This is a genomic window from Holospora elegans E1 (genome assembly GCF_000648275.1).
In the GTDB taxonomy this organism is placed as follows: Bacteria; Pseudomonadota; Alphaproteobacteria; order Holosporales; family Holosporaceae; genus Holospora; species Holospora undulata_A.
Window position 1 is genome coordinate 1 of the sequence record NZ_BAUP01000111.1, and the last position, 19,361, is coordinate 19,361.

Sequence of the window (19,361 nt, forward strand, 5' to 3'; positions counted from 1 at the left end):
CCCCCTATGAAAGATTTGGGAAGACTTTCCAAACTTATGACCATTGTCGCTGTTGCTATTGTATACGCTTCTATAACGGGCCTTACACAAGAAATTGCTTACAAAAAAACAGTCAGAGCGCCTTTGTATTCATACTTCACAAGGGAACTCAGGTGGATCAAAGATAAACTCTTATTCTTTGATTTCAGCGATCTTTTAAACTACCTGAAAAAAAGTGAGGGGGAGTATGCTAAATTACTATAAAATATCCAAAGTGGTATCATCGCTCAAGGCTTCTGATCGACTTCAGCTTGGATGTTTTCGTTCATCACGCGCTCTACCACATAGGTACTCACCATCACTGAGGGACTGGCAACTGAAATTTTGTTGAGATTAATTCCAAGTTCTTATACTCCTACAACAGCGATACTATGGAAAACATAATTGGGAAGCTAAAGGAATGCCTAATGTTATGGGAGCTTTGATTGGTGGTGCTATAATCGCAATTGGCTTAATTACGGACTTTTGTTATACGGAAGTTTTTGTATCTTGGGTAGTACAGATTTTATTGCCAGATTCACCTGCAAAAAGTGTGATCGTTAAAGATAATACATCTTTTCACAAAGGCAAAGACATGCAAAAATTCTGGCCAGACTTTTCCATACTTTCCTCCTTATTCACCTGATCTCAACTCCATTTAGAAAAAATGTTTCCAAGCTAGGCACATACGTAGAACTATGAACTGTTTTATTGATGACATGTTTAAAATTTATTCAACATGACTTATTTATGTAATCTTAGCTATATAATGCTAGATTGTTTTATAAATTCGTGATTTATAAAAAAATTTATTATTTTTTTTATAATAAAGTTTGAAAAAATTAAAATATAAAACAAATGAAAAAAAGTATTTTTCTCTTTATGATACTTGTTAATACAAGAACGGAAGCAACCTTTAGTAAAAATTTAAAAAAAGAAATCAAGAAAGTGGAAGCTAAATCTTTTATTACTCCACAAGAAAAAAGGACCCTTTTAGAAAAAATTTATTTAAAATTCGAATATTTTATAAAAGAAGTTATAAGTAAATATAGATCAGAAAAACAAGATCTAGAGTATACGAAGTATGTAGAAAAATACTTTCTAAATCTTTTTCATATGATAATAAAGGGAGAAAGTTTGAAAAAAGTAGAAACAATAATTTCTATTTTTGAACAAAATGAATTTTTTGATGATCCAGCAATAAAACAAGTCGTGGAAGATTTTAAAATTTATCAAAAAGAAATTAGTTCAAAAGTTACTATAACTATTAAGGAAACTGAGCTAATGGAAACCTATATACTTTTTAAACAAAGTCATTTGTACGGCTTTGATAGTAAGTATTTTGAAGAGTGGTCATCAGCTTTCTCAGATTTTTATGAGGTAATAGAAAAAATCAATAATAAAGAAATAAATTTTATTGTAGAAAATTATAAAAACACCTCTAACTCTTTAAATGCAATTGCTGTGAAAACTTTAATGGAAAACAAAATACTTGAAATCAAAGAAGATATAAAAAATGCAGATAAAGTAAAAGAAAAATTAACAGATTATGTTGAAGAGAATCTCAAAAATGAAAACAAAGGAATATTCGATAATATTAAAGACAAATTCAAAAAACTTATTTAAATATTTATCCTATATAGCTAAAATCATATAAAAGGACGCTTTTAACTAAAGATCTTTTTTGTTAGAATTAGTAAAGGAAGTCTTTTAAAAGTCTCTAAAAATTATTGTATGTAAATTTTGTGAATGTTCGGATCGCTTTAAAAGCCGTTTTGTTCGAGGGGGCAGCGGTACAAATGTAAAAGATGTGGAAAAAATTTCACGAGGTGTGCCCAAGAAAGACCTTTGCTTTCTTTTTCTGCACCTTTGCTGGAAGAAATTAATTTTTGCAGAAATGAGGGGCTATCTGTCAGTTTAGAAGATGCTGAAAAATTAAAAAAACAGTTTCCTTTACTTAAAAAAATTGTCATATTAAGAACAATAAACGAAAATAACTGGGTTTATATTACTTTCCAAGAAAAAGCAGTATTTTCTAACAAAGAGTAATCCTTATTTTAGATAACCTTAAAAAATTCTTTAGAACGGATCCACAAATCCTGTTCCTAACAGAAAGAGTCATGGTAGACGTTCTAAATTACTTAGGTTTTTATTCCAAAGAAATAGAGTTCGATTTGAAATTTTTAAGAAAACGTTAAGGATGAAAAATATAGCTACATAAAAGAGATCAAGGCAAGTAAAATTAAAATAAGTCGTTAATAAAGTTGTATAAGGATATTAAGCCCATCGCTTGAAAACACCTTAGATAAAACTCTTTGAATATTTTGTTTTGATTTTCTTATATTTTATTTCCAATCCAAATATAAATATAATATAATTGCAACAAAATCAACAATCAATTGTTATATTATTTATACAAAATGTGATATAATGAAAAATAAATAGTAAAGAAAAGATGTTTAAAATTCTTATTATCCTATTTGTGGTAGGGAGTCAAATTTTATTTGCTTCTAATTTTTCTCAAAAAAATTCAATTTTTTACCGCTCGGATAAAAAGCCTTTAGTAAAAAAATTTAAATTTTATTGTAACAAGGAATATACGGAAGATTATTACGGGGAAGATATTTGGGTTAAGGGGCTTAAAAAAATAGCGCTTTTAGGAAAAAAGATTCCTGATCATGCCCGCTCTATAGAAATAAAAGAAGATATTCAGGACCCAGAAAATCTTAAAGAAATCGATTTTAACAAGGTTGAATCTCTTAAGTTTTCCTATATGAGCTCTGATATTCATCCAGAGTTTCAATTAGAAAATCTTGTGGGCGCTAAATTTCCTGATGTAAAATTTTTTTCTGTATACTGTTCGGGTCTTACAGATCTTTCCCCTTTAAAAAAGATATCCTTACCTTCTTTAGAGGAACTTGACTTTTCAAAAAATGGTATTCAGGATATTTCTGCATTCAAACACCTTTCTTTTCCAAAACTAAAAAAACTATCTTTGGCTTGGTGCAATATCAAAGACATTACACCTTTACTTTCTTTTTCTGCACCTTTGTTGGAAGAAATTAATTTTTGCAGAAATGAGGAGCTATCTGTCAGTTTAGAAGATGCTGAAAAATTAAAAAAACAGTTTCCTTTGCTTAAAAAAATTGTCATATTAAGAACGATAAATGAAGAAAATTGGGGAAATATCATTTTCCAATCAAAAGCAGTATTTGCTAATAAAGGAAAGCAGTGATTTTTAAATAAATAATACTTGAAGAGCAGGGAATAAAACTTTATCAGATGATAGCTTTTTTGAGATTTTTGACCAAAGATAGCATTTTAATTTTCAAAGTCTTATTAACGTGAAGTACCGAAAAAATATGCATTTTTCCCTTCAGCGTTTCAAGTGATCGTGTGTTTGCAAGGGGGGCGAAATCCTTGCAAACCAATGGCGGTGTCGAGCGTTATTTTGTTCAAGGGAGAACGTTTTATCTTTTCCCTGAAAGAGGCAGGTGCTTGGAATAATTTTATTAAAAACCCCCCAATGATCTGCGCAATAAAATAAAATTTTTTTGCTTCTTTTTTTTAAATAATGCCAAAATTGTCAAAATTCATCGACTTCCATGACACTACCTTTGTCTTTTGGGGATGGCTCAATTTTGGCGCATAGCCTTGATTATAAGGTGCGCCCCCCTTCAAAACAGCGCTCGCGCTGACACCAAAACGCTGAGCAATTCGGTTCATTGAAAGACCGCTTGCGTATAAAACAAGGGCTTGGAGCTTATCTTTCTTGGGCACACCTCGTGAAATTTTTTCCACATTTTTTACATTTGTACCGCTTACCCCATCGAACAAATCCGCTTTTAAAGCAATCAGAACACTCACAAAATTTACATACAATTATTTTTAGAGACTTTTAAAAGACATATTTTTCTAATTCTAACAAAAAATATCTTTAGTTAAAAGCTTCAAAAATTTTTGATGCTTGCGTCGCGTTAAATATCATTAAAAAATCATTAAACATTGTCTTTTTTTATTTTTGATAAGCGATTGACATTTCTATGTTTTTTTTCATACCATTCAAAAAGAAAAGTAGAGATAAGAAATTATTTTATGAAAAGTAAAGTTCCGTTAATAGCGATTATGGGGGCTCTAGGGAGTTTTTTTTCGGAAAGTGTCGTTCAAGGTGTGAACGAAGGGGGGAGTACTGAAAATCAAGGGGGTCAAAATTTACAGGTTGATATAGACACTTTTAATCGTGCGTTATATTCCTCTCTAAAAAACTCTGATCCAAATAGATCGTTTTCTGATTTCTTTATGCCAGGGGATATAGAAAGGCTTGATCGCCATTTTTGTGATGCTCAAACATTTGACCCCAATAATTCGTATTTTCTTGAGTTAAAAAACTCTTTAAAAAATCTTGATCCTACGGGGTTTTTTGGGACTTTATTTAATCTAAATCAGGTAAACCAGAATGCTTTTCGGTATGCCTTAAAAATTTTGGATCAGATCAATCCAAGCGCTTTAAACGAAGCTTTTTCCTGCCTTTCGAAACGTATTATCCGCAAAAAGGACAAATTTTCGTTAGATATAGATCTTAATGAGGGGATTAATAGAGTTTTCATAGAAGATCGTTCCTTTAAATTTCCTGATGGATTTTTTGATGAAAAAAATAGACAAGATCTAGATATCGTCCTTTTGGGAAAGGCTCTAACAGTATTGAATTGCGCCTATAAATGTAGCAACAAAATTAACAAAGGTTTAATATGTGAGAATTTTAGAAATTTAAATGAACATGCTGAAAATGCTCTGGGCTATGCCTTGTCGACATTATTAAAAAGAGACGACTCGCGAACCTGTTCCTTTTTTATTCATGCTTTAGCTTTTTTAGAACGAATTGCTTCATTTGAAGATTCATCCCAGGAATCTACGAATTGGCTTGATCCAAGAATAGTTTCCTACGCGCTTTTGACTTCTTTGGGGAATAGATCATTAAGCTTTTATATTGAATTGAAAAATCATTCTTCTGAAGATTTTGTTTGGCTTTTAAACGCGTTAAATCGATACAATTTTTCTTATTTTGAAACTCTTCTTAAGAGCTTGTTTATGAAAGCAAAACACAGTAAATACTTACCTGTTTATGTTCGTGTTTTAAATTTAGCATTGGAGTATACTCAAAAGGGGGTACTAATGCCAAACATTTTTAGTTGTATTTTAAATCACGCAATAATAAATAACTACAATACGGTTTTATTTAAATTTTTTGAAGATTTAAATAATGATACTAATCCTTCTTCTTTATATTATGCATTCAATGTATTATTTAGAAAAGTTGGTGATTCTTCTAAAGTTTTGTTGCTTTTATTGAATCACAATGATGAAAAGTTATTCGATTGTGCCCTTAATGTTTTTACTTCTAATTCATTAAGAATGATGTGGGAGATAATTGGGATTTCAGAGTCAAAATTTTTTGATTCTTTTACTCCTGTAATAGATGCCAAGCCAGAAATTCTAACGTATACCTTAGTTACTTTGGAAAAGATGTTGGATTTAAATGGTGTGTTTTTTCCTGGATTTTTTTCTTCTTTTTTTAGATTAGTAGAAAAAAATAGTTTAGACGTTCTTGCTAAAGCTTTAGCTGTTTTAGAGGAAAAAAGAGCTCCTAACATTTTTAATCTTGCGTTGACCGTTTTGAGTAATGAGGCGCCTAGGGATTTAGTTCGCCTTTTAAGAACTTTAAGCATTTCAAATTCGGAAAGATTAAGTGAAGTTTTTAATAAGATCTTTACAGATTCACTAAACGATAAGGAAATGAGTAGGGAAAAACATAAAACGTTACAAGATGCACTGTTAGGTCAATTGGAAGATGTTACGTTCTTTGAAAATCAAAGTAAGATGAATTTTTATTTTGATTTTTTTGAAGATGACGTCTATCAAATTAAGATTTCTTTGGAATGTGCTGATACGCTCTTGAAATCCATCATGGGTATAATTCATGAATTTTCTCAGGAAAGAAAGGAGGCATTTTTTAGAAAGATTATATCTAAAAATTCTGATTTTCGTTTATTAGAGCGGTATTTAACCCTTACCGGAACTTCTATTGAAAGCTTTTCCAGTGCGTTTCAAAGAAAAATAAAATCCAATCTTTTTGAAATATTTAAAAATAAGGATTTTTTTTCATTTTTAAAGTTTAAAGATTTGATTGATCAAGAAAGATCTGAAAATAGGCTTACCAATTACTCTGATGAGTACGAAACATTTTGTGAATATATAAAATTTTTTGCTGATTTAAAGAAAGATAAGTATTCTAAAGATAAAGAAGTGGCTTTAGATTTTTTTGATAAAAAATTCAAAGGAAACCATAATATAGAATACTTGGTGTTTTTATTCAAATTTTTTTATCCTGAAGATTATTTTCAGCATTTAGAAGACCTAGAAACTTTTAAATTAAAAAATTTGCAAAAAGTGATTGATCGTTCTTCAGAAAAGAGACTTCACAGATTAAAAAATAGCGAAAAAGAACTCAATGATTTTTTTTAAAAATCAAGAAGGTTGTTCTAGTGAATTGAATTACAGTGATGAAATTAAAAAAATGATAGATGAAGATTTGATCGTGGAGGCTAAAGAAGTCGCCAAAAGGTTCATACGTCGCGATACAACTTTGGCTCAAAAAATAAAAGATCTTTCTTTCTTTAATGAATTTTATAGAAAAATAGAGGAATTTTGCTTTGTCTACAAAAATTTTATCAGTTCAGCTTCTCGCAAAGAAGCAATTTCAGGTTTTTTTGATGAGAGTAAAGAAATATTTAAATTTATTGCAAAAACTTCTGAATCTTTTGATGAAACAGACGATAAGTTCTTAGAGTACCTATCTTCTCGTTACGGAAGTATTCCTGAAGACGTAAAAAAAGGAAAAGATTTTGTTTGTCGAGCGTCAGATAAGATACAAGAAATTTTAAATCGACGGTACCTGATGGAGAGAAAAAATTTATTCGCTTTAGGTAACGCCAATACATCAAGTGAGGACTCGGAAAGCCCACTCATTATAGAAGAATCTCAAGAGGAAGAAAGTTCTTTAGGTGTGCAAGATTCTCCAGGACCTGAGACTCCGTTAATCGTAGACGTTTCACAAAGTTTAAGTGGTCAGGTTGCAAGTGATGTGCAAAGATCAGTAAGTCGGATAGTGATAAGTGACCTGCAAAGCTCAGAAAGCTTCTTGGATATGGAAAGTCCATTAATTGTAAACGTTGTACAAAGCTCAGAAATCTTCTTTGATATGGAGGAAAGTCGATTAATTACAAACGCCGCACAAAGTTCAGAAATTTTATTGGATATGGATAATCTTCAAGGGGAAGAACACCAGCCAGCCGTGGCGCATCTCCAAAACTTAGAAAATCCGCCGGCGATAGAAAATTCAATGATTGAAGAAAGTCTTCTAACTTCAGAAGATTCTGCTATAGAAGGCAATCAACTGGGAGGTAATCAACTGGGGATAGAAGGTTCACAAAGCCCGGCAGAAATGTTAGAGGTTGAAGATCCTGAGGTTATAGAAAACTTACTTATTCCTCAAAATTTAATGGATCTTAAGGATATAGCGGATCTAAGAAATTTGAATGTGTATAAAATTTTATTGAGAAAATTTAATTATGCCGCTAGAACGAAAAAAGTTGAGAAAATTTTAATCCAACGAAAAAAAGAAGAGTTTATCGTTAATGATATTACAAGTTTTTTAACACACTACATTTATATGAAAGACGCTACTCTCTCTAAAAATTCTAATTTCTTTAAAGAAATAAAAGAACTTAAATATTTTGGGGAGGTTCCATTTTCTTTTCTTGAAGGAAGTATGAGTGGTTTTATAAGCAGGTATCATAAGAATTCAATGGAAATAAGACAACAACTTTTAGAAGGATTTACAAATTTTTGTTTAAGAGCTCTAAATAATCAAAATTTACCATGCACAGGGTATTTCGAAACTGCAAGGGGGTATAACACCTTTTTAAAAAATTTAAGAAAATCTTCTGAAGAGTATATCAAGAATTACGAGGAAGGTGAAGAGTACAAGAATGATCTTCTCGTACATCATCCTTATTCCGTATTAGAAAGATTTTTTCAAGAGTCAGTTACACAGGGGGGGCTTCCTGGAAAAGAGAGATGTTACGTAGGATTATTAACAGGAAGTGTTTTTTCTTCTTTAGAAATTAGTGGACAAGCGCTTCATTACAATTTAGAGGTACTCGATTTGGGGACTTGTAAAATAGCAGAAGAATTGTAGAAAAAGATTTTATAAAATATTAAAAATGTTTTTTTAGGGGGGGGAGCTTATGCTCCCTTTTTATTTAGGAAATTATGAATTATTTTATTTTTTTATCAAAACGTTCTTTCTATTTTTTATTTGTTCTAGTTGATTTTTAAGGGCATTAGTAGATTTTTCGCGATTTTTTAAGAAAAAAAGATCTTTGTGATCTAGTGCTGCCCTGGGATCTTTATTAATATCTTCAGTTCTATCAAGAAACTTTTGATATAATACTTTTGGATCAGGAAGATTTTCTTTTGATTTTTCTAAGGGATATTGCCGTACATAAAACTTTTGATATAATTTTTGGGGGCCGTTAAGATTTTCTTTTGATTTTGTGGTTTGTTCTTGATCGCTTGTTCTAGTATTTTTAAACAATTGATCAGAAGAGGAAGGCGTGCTTTGAGAAGGGGGGGGGGGACTATCTTTTTGTTCAGAATCTCCACCATTAGCGTTGGCAGCAATATTTACGCCTAAAGCGAATAGTATAATAAATATATTGTTTAGCATTTTTACTCTATTTTGTATTTATGTTTTTATTATATAAAAATAATATAAAAAATGTATTTTTATTAATCCCTGCCCTCAATTAATTTTAATTTTATTTTTGCTGTATTTTTTGAGGATTTAATAAAAATGCAAAAGAGAGGGAAGACCAGGTGAGGTAAGATAAAGGATTTTTTTCCTAGAAAACAAGGAGATGTGTGCGTTACAGCCAAGGACAATCGCCCATTTTTTGAGGATGTTTTGTACCGCTATCGCACAGGGATTTCGTGGAGAAATTTCCCAGAACGTTCTGGAGATTTTAAGCATTCTTCCGTTGGAGCTAAAAAGTCGCGTAGAAAAGCGTTTTTGGAATCTTATCCAGTGATGCTGACAACGAAGTAAGCGATGAATGATTGTGTGCGCTTATCAACACAGCGCTGGCGTTAAAAAGACGAGAACTAGGCCTGAGCACCAAGATCCATGCAATCTGTGATGCCCAAGGAAACCTTGCCACTTTTCACTTGAAAAACGTTCAGGACCATGATCTGGAGTGGGGTGAATGATCGTCTCTTAAAGTAAAGAAAACAGTCTCAAGACTGTTATCCCCCCTAAAAAGAACCGTTTAAAGCCTTGATTTTTCAGTAAAAGAATAAAAATGGTGTTGGGGGGGGAAAAGATTTTTTCTAGAATCTTTTACGGAGAAAACATAGTAAAAATTTTTCAAAATACAATATCAAGATAGTAGTCAGTAAAATCAAATTCGATTCATTTTCCAAAAAACACACAGCTCAACGTTACTAAAAACAAGTTGGCATTAGTCCTTGTTAGGGGGGTTCCGTAACAATATATATTTTGTGGAACTATAGAAGCAACGTTATCCCAGTTTTTTTTCCCCAAACACTGGCGTTGATATTCCAGCCCTAACGCAACGTGACGATTTAAAGCATACCGAGTCCCACACGCCAACACCCCCCCCATGATAGTTTTGGACAAACTGGAAGGAGATTGTCTTGATTCCTCCATGCAAGAAAGTTCCTGCTTTTGTAACACAATTCCAGGTCCTACGAAAAGTTGCAATCGTCGTGCAATTATATACCCAAATTCAAAAACAAATTCAGCAAACCATTTATTCCTCAAACGAAATGCTGTTTTTGATTGATCTGGAATTTCAAACTCACCAGTAAAATCGTTACGTTCTTCAAGATCTAATGAAAATATTCCAGTTTTGTACTTTAGCAGAGCAGCATCATTATTGGCGCCAAACACACACCGCCCCCCCATTGTGTAGGAATCAAAAACTTTTTGTATTAATACCCCAAAATTCCAAGAAAATCCAGATCTATTCCTCACTTCTCTTTTTTGTTCAAAATCTATAAAATTATCTTGAGCTCCTTCAATTTTTACTGACGTCACATCAAACCCAACCACAGTATTGCTTGTTCCATTAACCCTATAGCTTACGTGGCTTTCGTAGACGATGAGATTATCTACCGCACACGAATACGTTTCGGGATGTTCAAGGGGCTGTGCTGTTGTAGTCATAAGTGTTAATCCAAGTGCTGAAATAGAACCATGCGATGCGATATGCACATACCCATCAGCAGGGGGGGTAGTAACAGGAGATCTTGCGTCAGAAAACGCAACATAATCCATATTAGCTAGCGTACTGATGATCTTAAATTTTCCTTGAACACCCCGGTCATTATTCCCAAAAACTTCTGCTTGAATGGGCCAATTTGTTGATCCCGATCCTTCAGGAGTTGTAGACAAAGTGGCGCCACCGATTCCCACGATAATCCCTATTCCGGATAAAAATTTATCTTTTTTGGCACTGAGGATTGAAGCTGAAAGAAAAACAGCTAGTAAAAAAAATACTTTAATCAAACGATCACTAAAAAAATTCAAAATATCAATAAGGTAATTAGATCATAAATTAAAGTTAAAAAAAAGTTAAAATACGCTAAATAATGCAGAGATGCTAATTGTTGATTTTTTGCAACAAATTAAAAAATATTCTTTATTGAAAATTATATCCCTTTTCTAGAATGTTTTACGAAAAAAACATAGTAAAAAGCTCTCAAGATACAAGATCAAGGTAGTAGTCAGCAAAATCAACTTCGATTCATTTTCCAAAAAATACACAGCTCAACGTTACTAGAAATAAGTTGGCATTAGTCTTTGTTATGGGGGTGCCGCAACAACATATATTTTGTGGAACAGTAGAAGCAACATTATCCCAGTTTTTTTTCCCCAAATACTGGTGTTGATATTCCAGCCCTAACGCAACGTGACGATTTAAAGCGTACCGGGCTCCACACGCCAATACCCCCCCCATAATAGTTTTGGATAAATTGGCAGAAGATTGTCCCGATTCATCTATGTAAGAAAGCTCCTGCTTTTGTAACACAATGCCAGGTCCTACGAAAAGTTGCAATCGTCGTAAAATTATGTACCCAAATTCGAAGATAAATTCACCAAACTTCTTGTTCTTCAAACGAAACAGTGCCCTTTCTTGATCTGAAATTCCGAACTCACCAGAAAAATCTTCATTTTCTTCAAGATCCGATGAAAATGTTCCAGTTTTGTACTTTAGAAGAGAATCATCATTATTGGCGCCAAATACACACCGCCCCCCCATTGAGTAGGAATCAAAAACTTTTTGTATTAATACCCCAAAATTCCAAGAAAATCCAGATCTATTGCTCACTTCTCCTTTTTGTCCAAAATCTATCAGATTGTCTTGAATTCCTTCAATTTTTACTGAAGTCACATCAAAATCAATTTTGGCACTGGTACTCGTCGTTCCTTCAACCGCAAAATAGCTATTTTCACAGCTGACTGTATTCACTGCGCACGAATTTTCGGGGTGAAGGAACTGTGGCTTCATATTCATCTTTGTTATTCCCCCGCTGCTACTTCTTACTGATAACGATTTGCCATCAATGCTACGATAAAAATTAATATAAAAAGCATTATTGAGTTCATTAGCAATGCTAAATTTTCCTTGAACAACCTGATTGTTTTTTCCAAAGGTTTCCGCCTGAATTGAACAACGCGTCGATCCCGATCCTTCAGGAGTTGTAGACATAGTAGCTCCACCGATTCCCACAATAATCCCTATTCCGGACAAAAATTTATCTTTTTTGGCACTGAGGCTTGAAGCTGAAAAAAAAACAGTTAGTAAAAAAAATGCTTTAATCAAGCTATCACTAAAAAAATTCAAAATATCAATAATTTAATTATATCATATATTAAAGTTAAAAAAACAGTTAAAACACGCTAAATAATGCAGAGGTGCTAATTATTGATTTTTTGCAACAAATTAAAAAAATATTCTTTATTGAAATTATACTCCTTTTCTAGATGGTGTCGTCACGAGAAGTTCAACCCAAAAAAGGCATCTCATTTGAACAGAAGAAAGAAATGAAGAAATATTTTTCGCGTATAGTATTGCAATCTCTCTTCAGCGTTTTGGTTTAGGTGAAGAAATGTATTCTCTACAAGATATCTAAGCTTGAAATATCTTTATTGTGTTCCCTTTGTTCTTTTCTATTTCAGGATTTAATGTTGTTTTTTCTTGTCTCATCAACGATTTGATTAGTATCATATCCTTTATCTGAAAGAAGATTTTGATCTCCTATTCCTTCAACAACACGCTGGCTAGTTTGTTTGCAATCAGCAACGCTACCTGATGTAATAATATTCTGACCGGCATGCCCTAAACCATCCACGGCCAAATTTAGCTTCGAGTTTTAGATTCGTGTTGAGCCCCCCCTTTTGTGTGCGGCCCATGTACTGGCCTACCTTCCTTAACCTCTTTCTGCATAAGGATGCACTTTTATATGGCTGGTATCTATCATCAGCTCCTCATACTCTGGATAGACAATCAGTTTTTCTAAAAGATTTTTCCCAATGCCATTATCTTTCTATCTGCAAAATCTTCTGTGCGTATTTTTCTAATCCCCTTAATCCGGGGAAAGATCTTGACAAAAAGCCCCCCGTTTTTAAAATCAACAAAACAGCGTTTAACGATTATCCTTTTCTTTTCCTGGTAGATAAGGCTCCAGCATTTTCCAAGATTTCTCTGATATATCTTGTATTCTGTGTGATTGCGTCATCTCTTTTAAAAAATAAAATTCCTAATTTATCACTATTATCATATTTTATCTTATGACAACACCGTCTAGAATGTTTTACGGAAAAAACATAGTAAAAATCTATCAAGATACAAGATCAAGATAGCAGTCAGCAAAATCAACTTCGATTCATTTTCCAAAAAACACACAGCTCAACGTTACTAAAAACAAGTTGGCATTAGTCTTTGTGACAGGAGTGCCGCAACAATACATATCTTGTGGAACTATAGAAGCAACGTTATCCCAGTTTTTTTTCCCCAAACACTGGCGTTGATATTCCAGCCCTAACGCAACGTGACGATTTAAAGCATACCGGGTCCCACACGCCAACACCCCCCCCATAATAGTTTTGGATAAACTGGAAGGAGACTGTCTTGATTCCTCCATGCAAGAAAGTTCCTGCTTTTGTAACACAATTCCAGGTCCTACGAAAAGTTGCAATCGTCGTGCAATCACGCATCCAAATTCAAAAATAAATTCAGCAAACCATTTATTCCTCAAACGAAAGCCTGTTCTTGATTGATCTGGAATTTCAAATCCACTAGAAAAGTCCTCATCTTCTGCGATATTCATTTCAAACGTGCCAGTCTTGTATTTTAGTTGGGAAGAATCTTTATTGCCTCCAAATGTACACCTTCCTCCCATCGTATAAGAATCAAGAGTTTTTTGTATTAACACCCCAACATTCCAAGAAAATCCAGACTTATTTCTGACTTCTCCTTTTTGTCCAAAATCTATCAAATCGTTTTTAATTCCTTTAATTTCCACTGAAACTGGATCAAGAGTAACTGCAGTCGTGGTCGTGCCTTCAACCGTAGAAACGTAAAGGGTGTTTACTCTGATTTTGTTTACTGTACACGAATACGTTTCTGGGTTTTCAAGGGGCTGCGCTGTCATAGTCATCTTTGTGTTAGTTGCCTCGTCGCTATCAAGCAACAAATATCCATCAGTGGGAGGGTCAACAACAGGAGACCTAGATGCAGTAAACACAATAGGGGTACTCCTATACTGATTATAGAGCGTATTAGTGATCTTGAATTTCCCTTGAACGACCTGGTCATCGTTTCCAAAAACTTCTGCTCGAACAGGCCAATTTGTTGATCCTGATCCTCCAGGAGTTGTAGACATAGTGGCGCCACCGATTCCCACAATTATTCCTATTCCGGATAAAAATTTATCTTTTTTTGCACTGAGGCTTGAAGCTGAAAAAAAATAGTTAGTAAAAAAAATGCTTTAATCAAGCTATCACTAAAAAATTTAAAATATCAATAACTTAGTTATATCATATATTAAAGTTAAAAAAACAGTTAAAACACGCTAAATAATGCAGAGGTGCTAATTATTGATTTTTTGCAACAAATTAAAAAAATTTTCTACGTTAGACGGTTTTGTCATAAGATAAAATATGATAATAATGATAAATTAAAAATTTTATTTTTTAAAAGAGATGACGCAATCACACAGAAGACACGACATATCAGAGAAATCTTGGAAAATGCTGGAGCCTCTACCAGGAAAAAAAGGAGAGGGAAAAGAAAAGGATAATCGTTAAACGCTGTTTTGTTGATTTTAAAAACGGGGGGCTTTTTGTCAAGATCTTTCCCCGGATTAAGGGGATTAGAAAAATACGCACAGAAGATTTTGCAGATAGAAAGATAATGGCATTGGGAAAAATCTTTTAGAAAAACTGATTGTCTATCCAGAGTATGAGGAGCTGATGATAGATACCAGCCATATAAAAGTGCATCCTTATGCAGAAAGAGGTTAAGGAAGGTAGGCCAGTACATGGGCCGCACACAAAAGGGGGGCCTCAACACGAATCTAAAACTCGAAGCTAAATTTGGCCGTGGATGGCTTAGGGCATGCCGGTCAGAATATTATTACTTCAGGTAGCGTTGCTGATTGCAAACAAGCTAGCCAGCGTGTTGTTGAAGGAATAGGAGATCAAAATCTTCTTTCAGATAAAGGATATGACACCAATCAAATCGTTGATGAGACAAGAAAAAACAACATTAAATCCTGGTATAAGGGAACACGGTAAAGATATTTACAAGCGCTTTTGTTCAAATGAGATGCCTTTTCCTTTGGTTGAACTTCTCGTGATGATACTATCTAGATTTGTCTTGTCAAGGTAAATTTTTTATTTTGGGTGATGGAGAAAAAATAAATAGGCAGAAGTTCTTTCAATGATTTTTAAGAATAACCTTACTAAATTTTTAATGACCTCTTTTCTTTAAAATTTTTTTTACTGTATTGATTTTTTATATATTTCAAAGATTTGGGGGTGAATTTTTTCTTTAGAAAAGTGTTCTATTACATAAAAATGTCCTGCTTTTCCTTTCTCTTCTTTTTCTGGATCATCTGCCCATGTTTGGATGGCTCTGGCAAGGTCAAAAACATCTTGAGCTTTTGCCAAGTATCCAGTTACGCCGTCTATTACCACATCTTGGCATCCTGGAACTTGAGTCGTAATAACGGGGCGCCCCCAAGCGCAGGCTTCCAGTAAACTTCTTGGTAATCCTTCCCGATAAGAAGGAAGAACAGCTCCATGAACTCTTTTATATACTTGTGATAATTCTTTTTTAAATCCTAACCAATGGATCAATCCTTCTTCTTGCCAGGCCATAATCTGTTCTGTGGTGAAAGAGGAAGGATTTTCTAGGTCAACATCTCCACAAACTAAAATTTCTAGTTCTACTTTTTTTAGTAATTTTTTTGCTTCTACTAACTCTCTTAGCCCTTTTTCTTTTAAAAGTCTTCCTGCAAAAAGAAGCCGTAATGGGGAGGGGGCTGGCATGGGAAGAATAAAAAAGGTGCTCATATCTATCCCTGAGCCTGGAATAAGATAAATAGGAACCTTTTTATTCACACTGCTTCTTAAAATTTTTTTATCTTGGGAATTTTGACATAATATCTTGCATCGTTTCTTCCGTATCATTAATGGAAAAAAACAATAAAATATAAATTTTAGTATGAGTTTCTTGACTCTATTTTCTTGGGAAGACACAGTAAAAGTATATCCTAACCCAGCAAAATCATTAACAACTCCGCAAGAGTGAAACGCCAAGAAAGATCCTAAAAAAATAGGCTTCATCCCAACGTTGTGTAAAATATCTGGAATTATGACCTTAAAAGCTTTCAAAATTTCTAAGCATTCTTTGCCCACACCCCAGGGGGCCATCCTAGATTTTCGAAATGTATTCAGAAAAAAAACTTTAATCCCACCAGGAAGTTCTGGAACGGGTGAAACACTAGGAGCTATCACCCAAACATCATATCCATTAGAAATTGCTCCCAAAGCCAGTGTTAAGCGATGAGAAATAAAATATTCAATATTCCCCACAAAAAATAAAAGCCGAGGATACCTCTTTTCTACGGACACCGAAAATCCTCTAAAACAAAGTTAGGAAAACGTTTTCCCCATTTTCTGCTGATTTGTATAGTCAACAACACATCAATGGGATCTTTTGGAAGAGATAAAAGAAAGGGCCCCGCAGGTTTGTCTGTTATACGAAAGCACACAACTGAATATAAGATAGATGGATCTTCTTCAGCGCAAACTTTTAACCGAAGATGATTGTGTCCAAAAGCAGTAGCATGTTGTACATAAACTCTTTTCACCATAAAAATAGGTGAGGGATAATCTGCACCAAAAGGGCCTACTTTTTCCCAAACATCTAAAAAATTTGGTTGATTAAGCTGAGCCAAAGTTACAACCATATCAACCTTCATAGGAGAAAGGTTTTTTTCAGGATAACAGTTTTTAAAACTTTTATCTAAAAAGGTTCGAAAAGGGCTAATCTGATCGAACCGTAATGTTAACCCTCCTGCCATGGGGTGACCTCCGCCTGTTACTAAAACTCCCTCTTCACAAGCTTGGTGAATTAATCGGCCAATATCTATGCCAGATACAGATCGGGAAGACCCTTTTAGCATTCCATTTTTTTCTGACAATACAAACGTCGGCTTACCAAAAATTTCTTTTAAGTGCCCGGCGATAATTCCTAAAACTCCTTCATGCCAACTGCTATCCCATAAAAATAAATAATGCTGCTGTTGTTGTTTTAACGCTTGAGCTAAAGCCAACTGTTCGGTAGCGCGCTCAATATGCTGACGTTCTTGATTTAACGCGTTTAACTCTTGGGCAATTTCTAATGCTTTCGTTACACTATCAGTGGCAATTAGCTGAACACCTAGTGTAGAATTTCCTACTCTTCCCCCAGCATTAATTCGCGGCCCTAGGGCGTATCCTAGATGGATTGCATTGGGTTCTTCTCTAATTCCAGACACATCTAGCAATTGTGTAAGGCCTACATTTTTGCGTTGTCCCAAAACTTTTAATCCTTGTTTGACAAAAACGCGATTAATGCCTCTAAGCGGCATCATATCGCATACTGTGCTTAACGCCACTAAATCCAACAAAGAAAACAAATCGGGCTCTGAAGTGTTAAGAAATGAGAACATTCCTGTCTTTCGAAAATAGCGGTTTGCTCCAACAAGAAACAAAAATACTAGGCCCCCTGCACAAAGAGTCTTCAAAGATTCAGGCCCAGTGTAATTTAAACGCTTGGGATTTATAAAAGCGACACATTCTGGATGATCTATTCCAGGAACTTGGTGATGATCGATAATAGTAACACGCATTTTTTGTTCTCGTGCTGCAGCCATAACTTCAAAAGAAGTACTTCCACAATCAACCACAATCAAATCGTGAATCTGATGCGTATTTTGAAGCATTTGAAATCCATTAATATTTGGTCCATACCCTTCTTGAAAACGATTTGGAATATAAGAGATCACAGGGTGATTCAGCGCGTTGCAGTACTTGACAATTAAAGCACTTGCACAAGCACCGTCCACATCGTAGTCTCCCCAAACTGCAAGAGGACGTTTTTCTCGTATTACCTCCTCTAAATGTTCCACCGCTTTTAAAAGATCGGGAAGATGGCTAGGATCTGGTAAATGGGTACGCAAAAATGGAGAAAAAATCTCTTCAGCCTCTTCCATTATACTGCGGTTGGCCACAAGTCTAGCTGCCAGGTCGTTTACTTGGTATCGTCCCTTCAGGTATGCCACATGACGTTCACAAGCGCTTAAAAAATGCCAATCACGCCCAGTATGAGAAAAAGGAACTGTGTTTTTATGAACACGAAGTGCAAAAGAAGAAAACGGGGGTGTCATTTGAATTGCGTTGCAAAAATCATAGACACAAATTATAGCACAAAAAAATTATGAAACAAAACTTTAATACAGCCCTTCCCTTGTTCTGTTAAAATAAAAGTGGTAATAATATCTCAAAAAAATGAACCTTATCCTTAATTCATTTAGCATGAATATATGCACCGATCACTAGTTTTCTTTTACTTTTTCCCACCGGCGCTTGCCCCCAAATATCTCCCTTTTTAATTCTGAGGAGGGAAAAAAGATAAGAAAAAAATAAGAACCTGTATTCATGAATAAAAAAGTGTTAAAAGGCTTGAAGAAGTAGAAGAAGAATTATCCAGCGATTTAAAAGAGAGAGAAGTGATAAAGCATCATTTTGATAGCGGCAATTACGGAAATAAAAGTAAATACAATAAAAAAAGCTTATTAATGCAGTATCTTATATAATCAAGAGCGGTTGTCAATGGACAGTACATTCGTTTTATAGACGATATAGGATTAAGGGGGTATGGGAAAAAGTGATGCATGAACTTTGTTAAGACAAGCCGAATTAAGTATGAAAGGAGTAAGAATCCCAGCTATAGCATCATTCACAAAGTGTTAAAACAAGTGTAAACCCACAGGAGCCTCAGAAAAAATAGGTATAGCTGGGGGAAAAAAGATACGTAAATGGCATAGTGTTGTTGATACGCAAGGCAATCTGATCCATATCGCGGTTCATAAGGCTAATACGCATGACACAGGTGCTGGGTGCAGAGTTTTTTAGGAAGCTTTGCGAAAATATCCTACATTAAAGGAAGTTTGAGCAGATGCTGGATATAGAAAACCCATGGAGGAATTTGTAAGAAATATATTGAATAAAACTATAGCAATCTCAGAGCGTTATATCTCAAGGATGGGCTATACTTGCTAAAGCGTTGGATTACCGAAAGAACATTTGCATGGCTAAATCCTTTTCGAAGGTTAGCTAAATCATGAATACAGGTTACAAAAATCAAAATAATTTTATTTCTCCATCAATTTATCCCTAAAATTTACGCGTTATAGATAGATTGATTTTTTACTACAAGGTTTTTATAAAAATTTTTTTAGCACATCTCATAAGAATTATTGCCTCCTAACAATCTTCTGTCCCCCTTAAAAAGGAGTTTCAATCTTATCTGAAATTTTACTATCGATAACTTTTGTTATACAGGCGTCAGACCAAACGTTTAGAGAAGTCTCTATCATGTCTATGATACTGTAAAATGGTAAAATGAGCCCTAAAATCTCTATTGAAA

The 19,361-nt window shown here is 34.1% G+C and carries 16 protein-coding genes and 3 pseudogenes; 10 read left to right on the top strand and 9 right to left on the bottom strand.

Features of this window, described 5'->3' with window-relative positions:
* The 6 genes and pseudogenes from HE1_RS09035 to HE1_RS04495 all read left to right on the top strand — a co-directional run.
* Nucleotides 1-243, top strand: a 243-nt coding sequence (locus tag HE1_RS09035; RefSeq protein WP_035545184.1) for a hypothetical protein, incomplete at its 5' end; no start/stop codon positions are given.
* Between the two features lie 196 nt (nucleotides 244-439).
* Nucleotides 440-664, top strand: coding sequence for a transposase (locus tag HE1_RS06580; RefSeq protein ID WP_006304660.1), 225 nt, complete (start codon nucleotides 440-442; stop codon nucleotides 662-664).
* A 236-nt stretch (nucleotides 665-900) separates the two neighbouring features.
* Entirely contained in the window at nucleotides 901-1,644 is a 744-nt protein-coding gene (locus HE1_RS04485) for a hypothetical protein (RefSeq protein WP_162531264.1), read from the top strand.
* Between the two features lie 119 nt (nucleotides 1,645-1,763).
* Nucleotides 1,764-1,864 (top strand): annotated as a pseudogene (locus tag HE1_RS10400) (helix-turn-helix domain-containing protein); the annotation flags it as partial.
* Nucleotides 1,865-1,866: 2 nt separating this feature from the next.
* A complete protein-coding gene (locus HE1_RS04490) occupies nucleotides 1,867-2,067 on the top strand; it encodes an RNA-binding protein (protein WP_035545188.1) in 201 nt (66 codons plus the stop codon).
* A 433-nt stretch (nucleotides 2,068-2,500) separates the two neighbouring features.
* The gene (locus HE1_RS04495; RefSeq protein ID WP_242837204.1) at nucleotides 2,501-3,253 is read left to right on the top strand and encodes a leucine-rich repeat domain-containing protein; all 753 of its coding nucleotides are present in this window, start codon (nucleotides 2,501-2,503) and stop codon (nucleotides 3,251-3,253) included.
* 43 nt (nucleotides 3,254-3,296) lie between these two features.
* Here the strand turns inward: HE1_RS04495 and HE1_RS09730 are convergent, their stop codons facing one another.
* Both HE1_RS09730 and HE1_RS04500 read right to left on the bottom strand, forming a co-directional pair.
* On the bottom strand, nucleotides 3,297-3,449 hold the full coding sequence (locus HE1_RS09730; protein WP_242837205.1) for a hypothetical protein: 153 nt from the start codon (nucleotides 3,447-3,449) through the stop codon (nucleotides 3,297-3,299).
* Between the two features lie 238 nt (nucleotides 3,450-3,687).
* Nucleotides 3,688-3,885: pseudogene (locus tag HE1_RS04500) on the bottom strand (helix-turn-helix domain-containing protein); the annotation flags it as partial.
* Nucleotides 3,886-4,113: 228 nt separating this feature from the next.
* On the opposite strand from HE1_RS04500, the gene HE1_RS04505 reads away from it, so the two are divergent.
* Together HE1_RS04505 and HE1_RS04510 are read left to right on the top strand one after the other, a co-directional pair.
* Nucleotides 4,114-6,540 (top strand): hypothetical protein, encoded by a 2,427-nt coding sequence (locus HE1_RS04505; protein WP_162480350.1) that lies wholly within the window; start codon nucleotides 4,114-4,116, stop codon nucleotides 6,538-6,540.
* Nucleotides 6,527-8,275, top strand: coding sequence for a hypothetical protein (locus HE1_RS04510; RefSeq protein ID WP_035545200.1), 1,749 nt, complete (start codon nucleotides 6,527-6,529; stop codon nucleotides 8,273-8,275). The genes HE1_RS04505 and HE1_RS04510 overlap by 14 nt, the downstream gene beginning before the upstream one ends.
* Nucleotides 8,276-8,359: 84 nt before the next feature.
* Here HE1_RS04510 and HE1_RS04515 read toward each other — a convergent pair whose 3' ends face one another.
* Nucleotides 8,360-8,806: a hypothetical protein gene (locus tag HE1_RS04515; RefSeq protein WP_035545203.1), complete on the bottom strand. Its 447-nt coding sequence runs from the start codon at nucleotides 8,804-8,806 to the stop codon at nucleotides 8,360-8,362.
* A 192-nt stretch (nucleotides 8,807-8,998) separates the two neighbouring features.
* On the opposite strand from HE1_RS04515, the gene HE1_RS04520 reads away from it, so the two are divergent.
* Nucleotides 8,999-9,184 carry a transposase gene (locus HE1_RS04520; RefSeq protein ID WP_162531265.1) on the top strand — a complete coding sequence of 62 codons (186 nt, stop codon included), beginning with the start codon at nucleotides 8,999-9,001 and terminating at the stop codon, nucleotides 9,182-9,184.
* Nucleotides 9,185-9,547: 363 nt separating this feature from the next.
* Here HE1_RS04520 and HE1_RS04525 read toward each other — a convergent pair whose 3' ends face one another.
* The 4 genes and pseudogenes from HE1_RS04525 to HE1_RS04540 form a co-directional block, all read right to left on the bottom strand.
* A complete protein-coding gene (locus HE1_RS04525; protein ID WP_162480353.1) occupies nucleotides 9,548-10,573 on the bottom strand; it encodes a hypothetical protein in 1,026 nt (341 codons plus the stop codon).
* A 331-nt stretch (nucleotides 10,574-10,904) separates the two neighbouring features.
* Nucleotides 10,905-11,912: an outer membrane protein gene (locus tag HE1_RS04530; RefSeq protein ID WP_162480355.1), complete on the bottom strand. Its 1,008-nt coding sequence runs from the start codon at nucleotides 11,910-11,912 to the stop codon at nucleotides 10,905-10,907.
* Between the two features lie 216 nt (nucleotides 11,913-12,128).
* Nucleotides 12,129-12,900, bottom strand: a pseudogene (locus HE1_RS10405) (IS5 family transposase).
* A gap of 147 nt (nucleotides 12,901-13,047) precedes the next feature.
* Nucleotides 13,048-14,067: a hypothetical protein gene (locus tag HE1_RS04540; RefSeq protein ID WP_035545207.1), complete on the bottom strand. Its 1,020-nt coding sequence runs from the start codon at nucleotides 14,065-14,067 to the stop codon at nucleotides 13,048-13,050.
* A gap of 691 nt (nucleotides 14,068-14,758) precedes the next feature.
* Between HE1_RS04540 and HE1_RS07405 the strand changes: the two genes are divergently transcribed.
* Nucleotides 14,759-14,959, top strand: a complete 201-nt coding sequence (locus HE1_RS07405) for a hypothetical protein (protein WP_084491063.1) — start codon at nucleotides 14,759-14,761, stop codon at nucleotides 14,957-14,959.
* A gap of 204 nt (nucleotides 14,960-15,163) precedes the next feature.
* Here the strand turns inward: HE1_RS07405 and HE1_RS04550 are convergent, their stop codons facing one another.
* On the bottom strand, nucleotides 15,164-16,300 hold the full coding sequence (locus tag HE1_RS04550) for a glycosyltransferase family 4 protein (RefSeq protein ID WP_006294100.1): 1,137 nt from the start codon (nucleotides 16,298-16,300) through the stop codon (nucleotides 15,164-15,166).
* Nucleotides 16,291-18,099, bottom strand: a complete 1,809-nt coding sequence (recJ, locus tag HE1_RS04555; RefSeq protein ID WP_052567369.1) for a single-stranded-DNA-specific exonuclease RecJ — start codon at nucleotides 18,097-18,099, stop codon at nucleotides 16,291-16,293. Before recJ ends, HE1_RS04550 begins: the two co-directional genes overlap by 10 nt.
* Between the last annotated feature and the right edge of the window lie 1,262 nt (nucleotides 18,100-19,361).

Coding starts and splice junctions, on each gene's coding strand:
- HE1_RS06580 (WP_006304660.1), top strand. CDS start 440: ATGCCTAATGTTATGGGAGCTTTGATTGGTGGTGCTATAATCGCAATT.
- HE1_RS04485 (WP_162531264.1), top strand. CDS start 901: ATGATACTTGTTAATACAAGAACGGAAGCAACCTTTAGTAAAAATTTA.
- HE1_RS04505 (WP_162480350.1), top strand. CDS start 4,114: ATGAAAAGTAAAGTTCCGTTAATAGCGATTATGGGGGCTCTAGGGAGT.
- HE1_RS04510 (WP_035545200.1), top strand. CDS start 6,527: ATGATTTTTTTTAAAAATCAAGAAGGTTGTTCTAGTGAATTGAATTAC.
- HE1_RS04515 (WP_035545203.1), bottom strand. CDS start 8,806: ATGCTAAACAATATATTTATTATACTATTCGCTTTAGGCGTAAATATT.
- recJ (WP_052567369.1), bottom strand. CDS start 18,099: ATGACACCCCCGTTTTCTTCTTTTGCACTTCGTGTTCATAAAAACACA.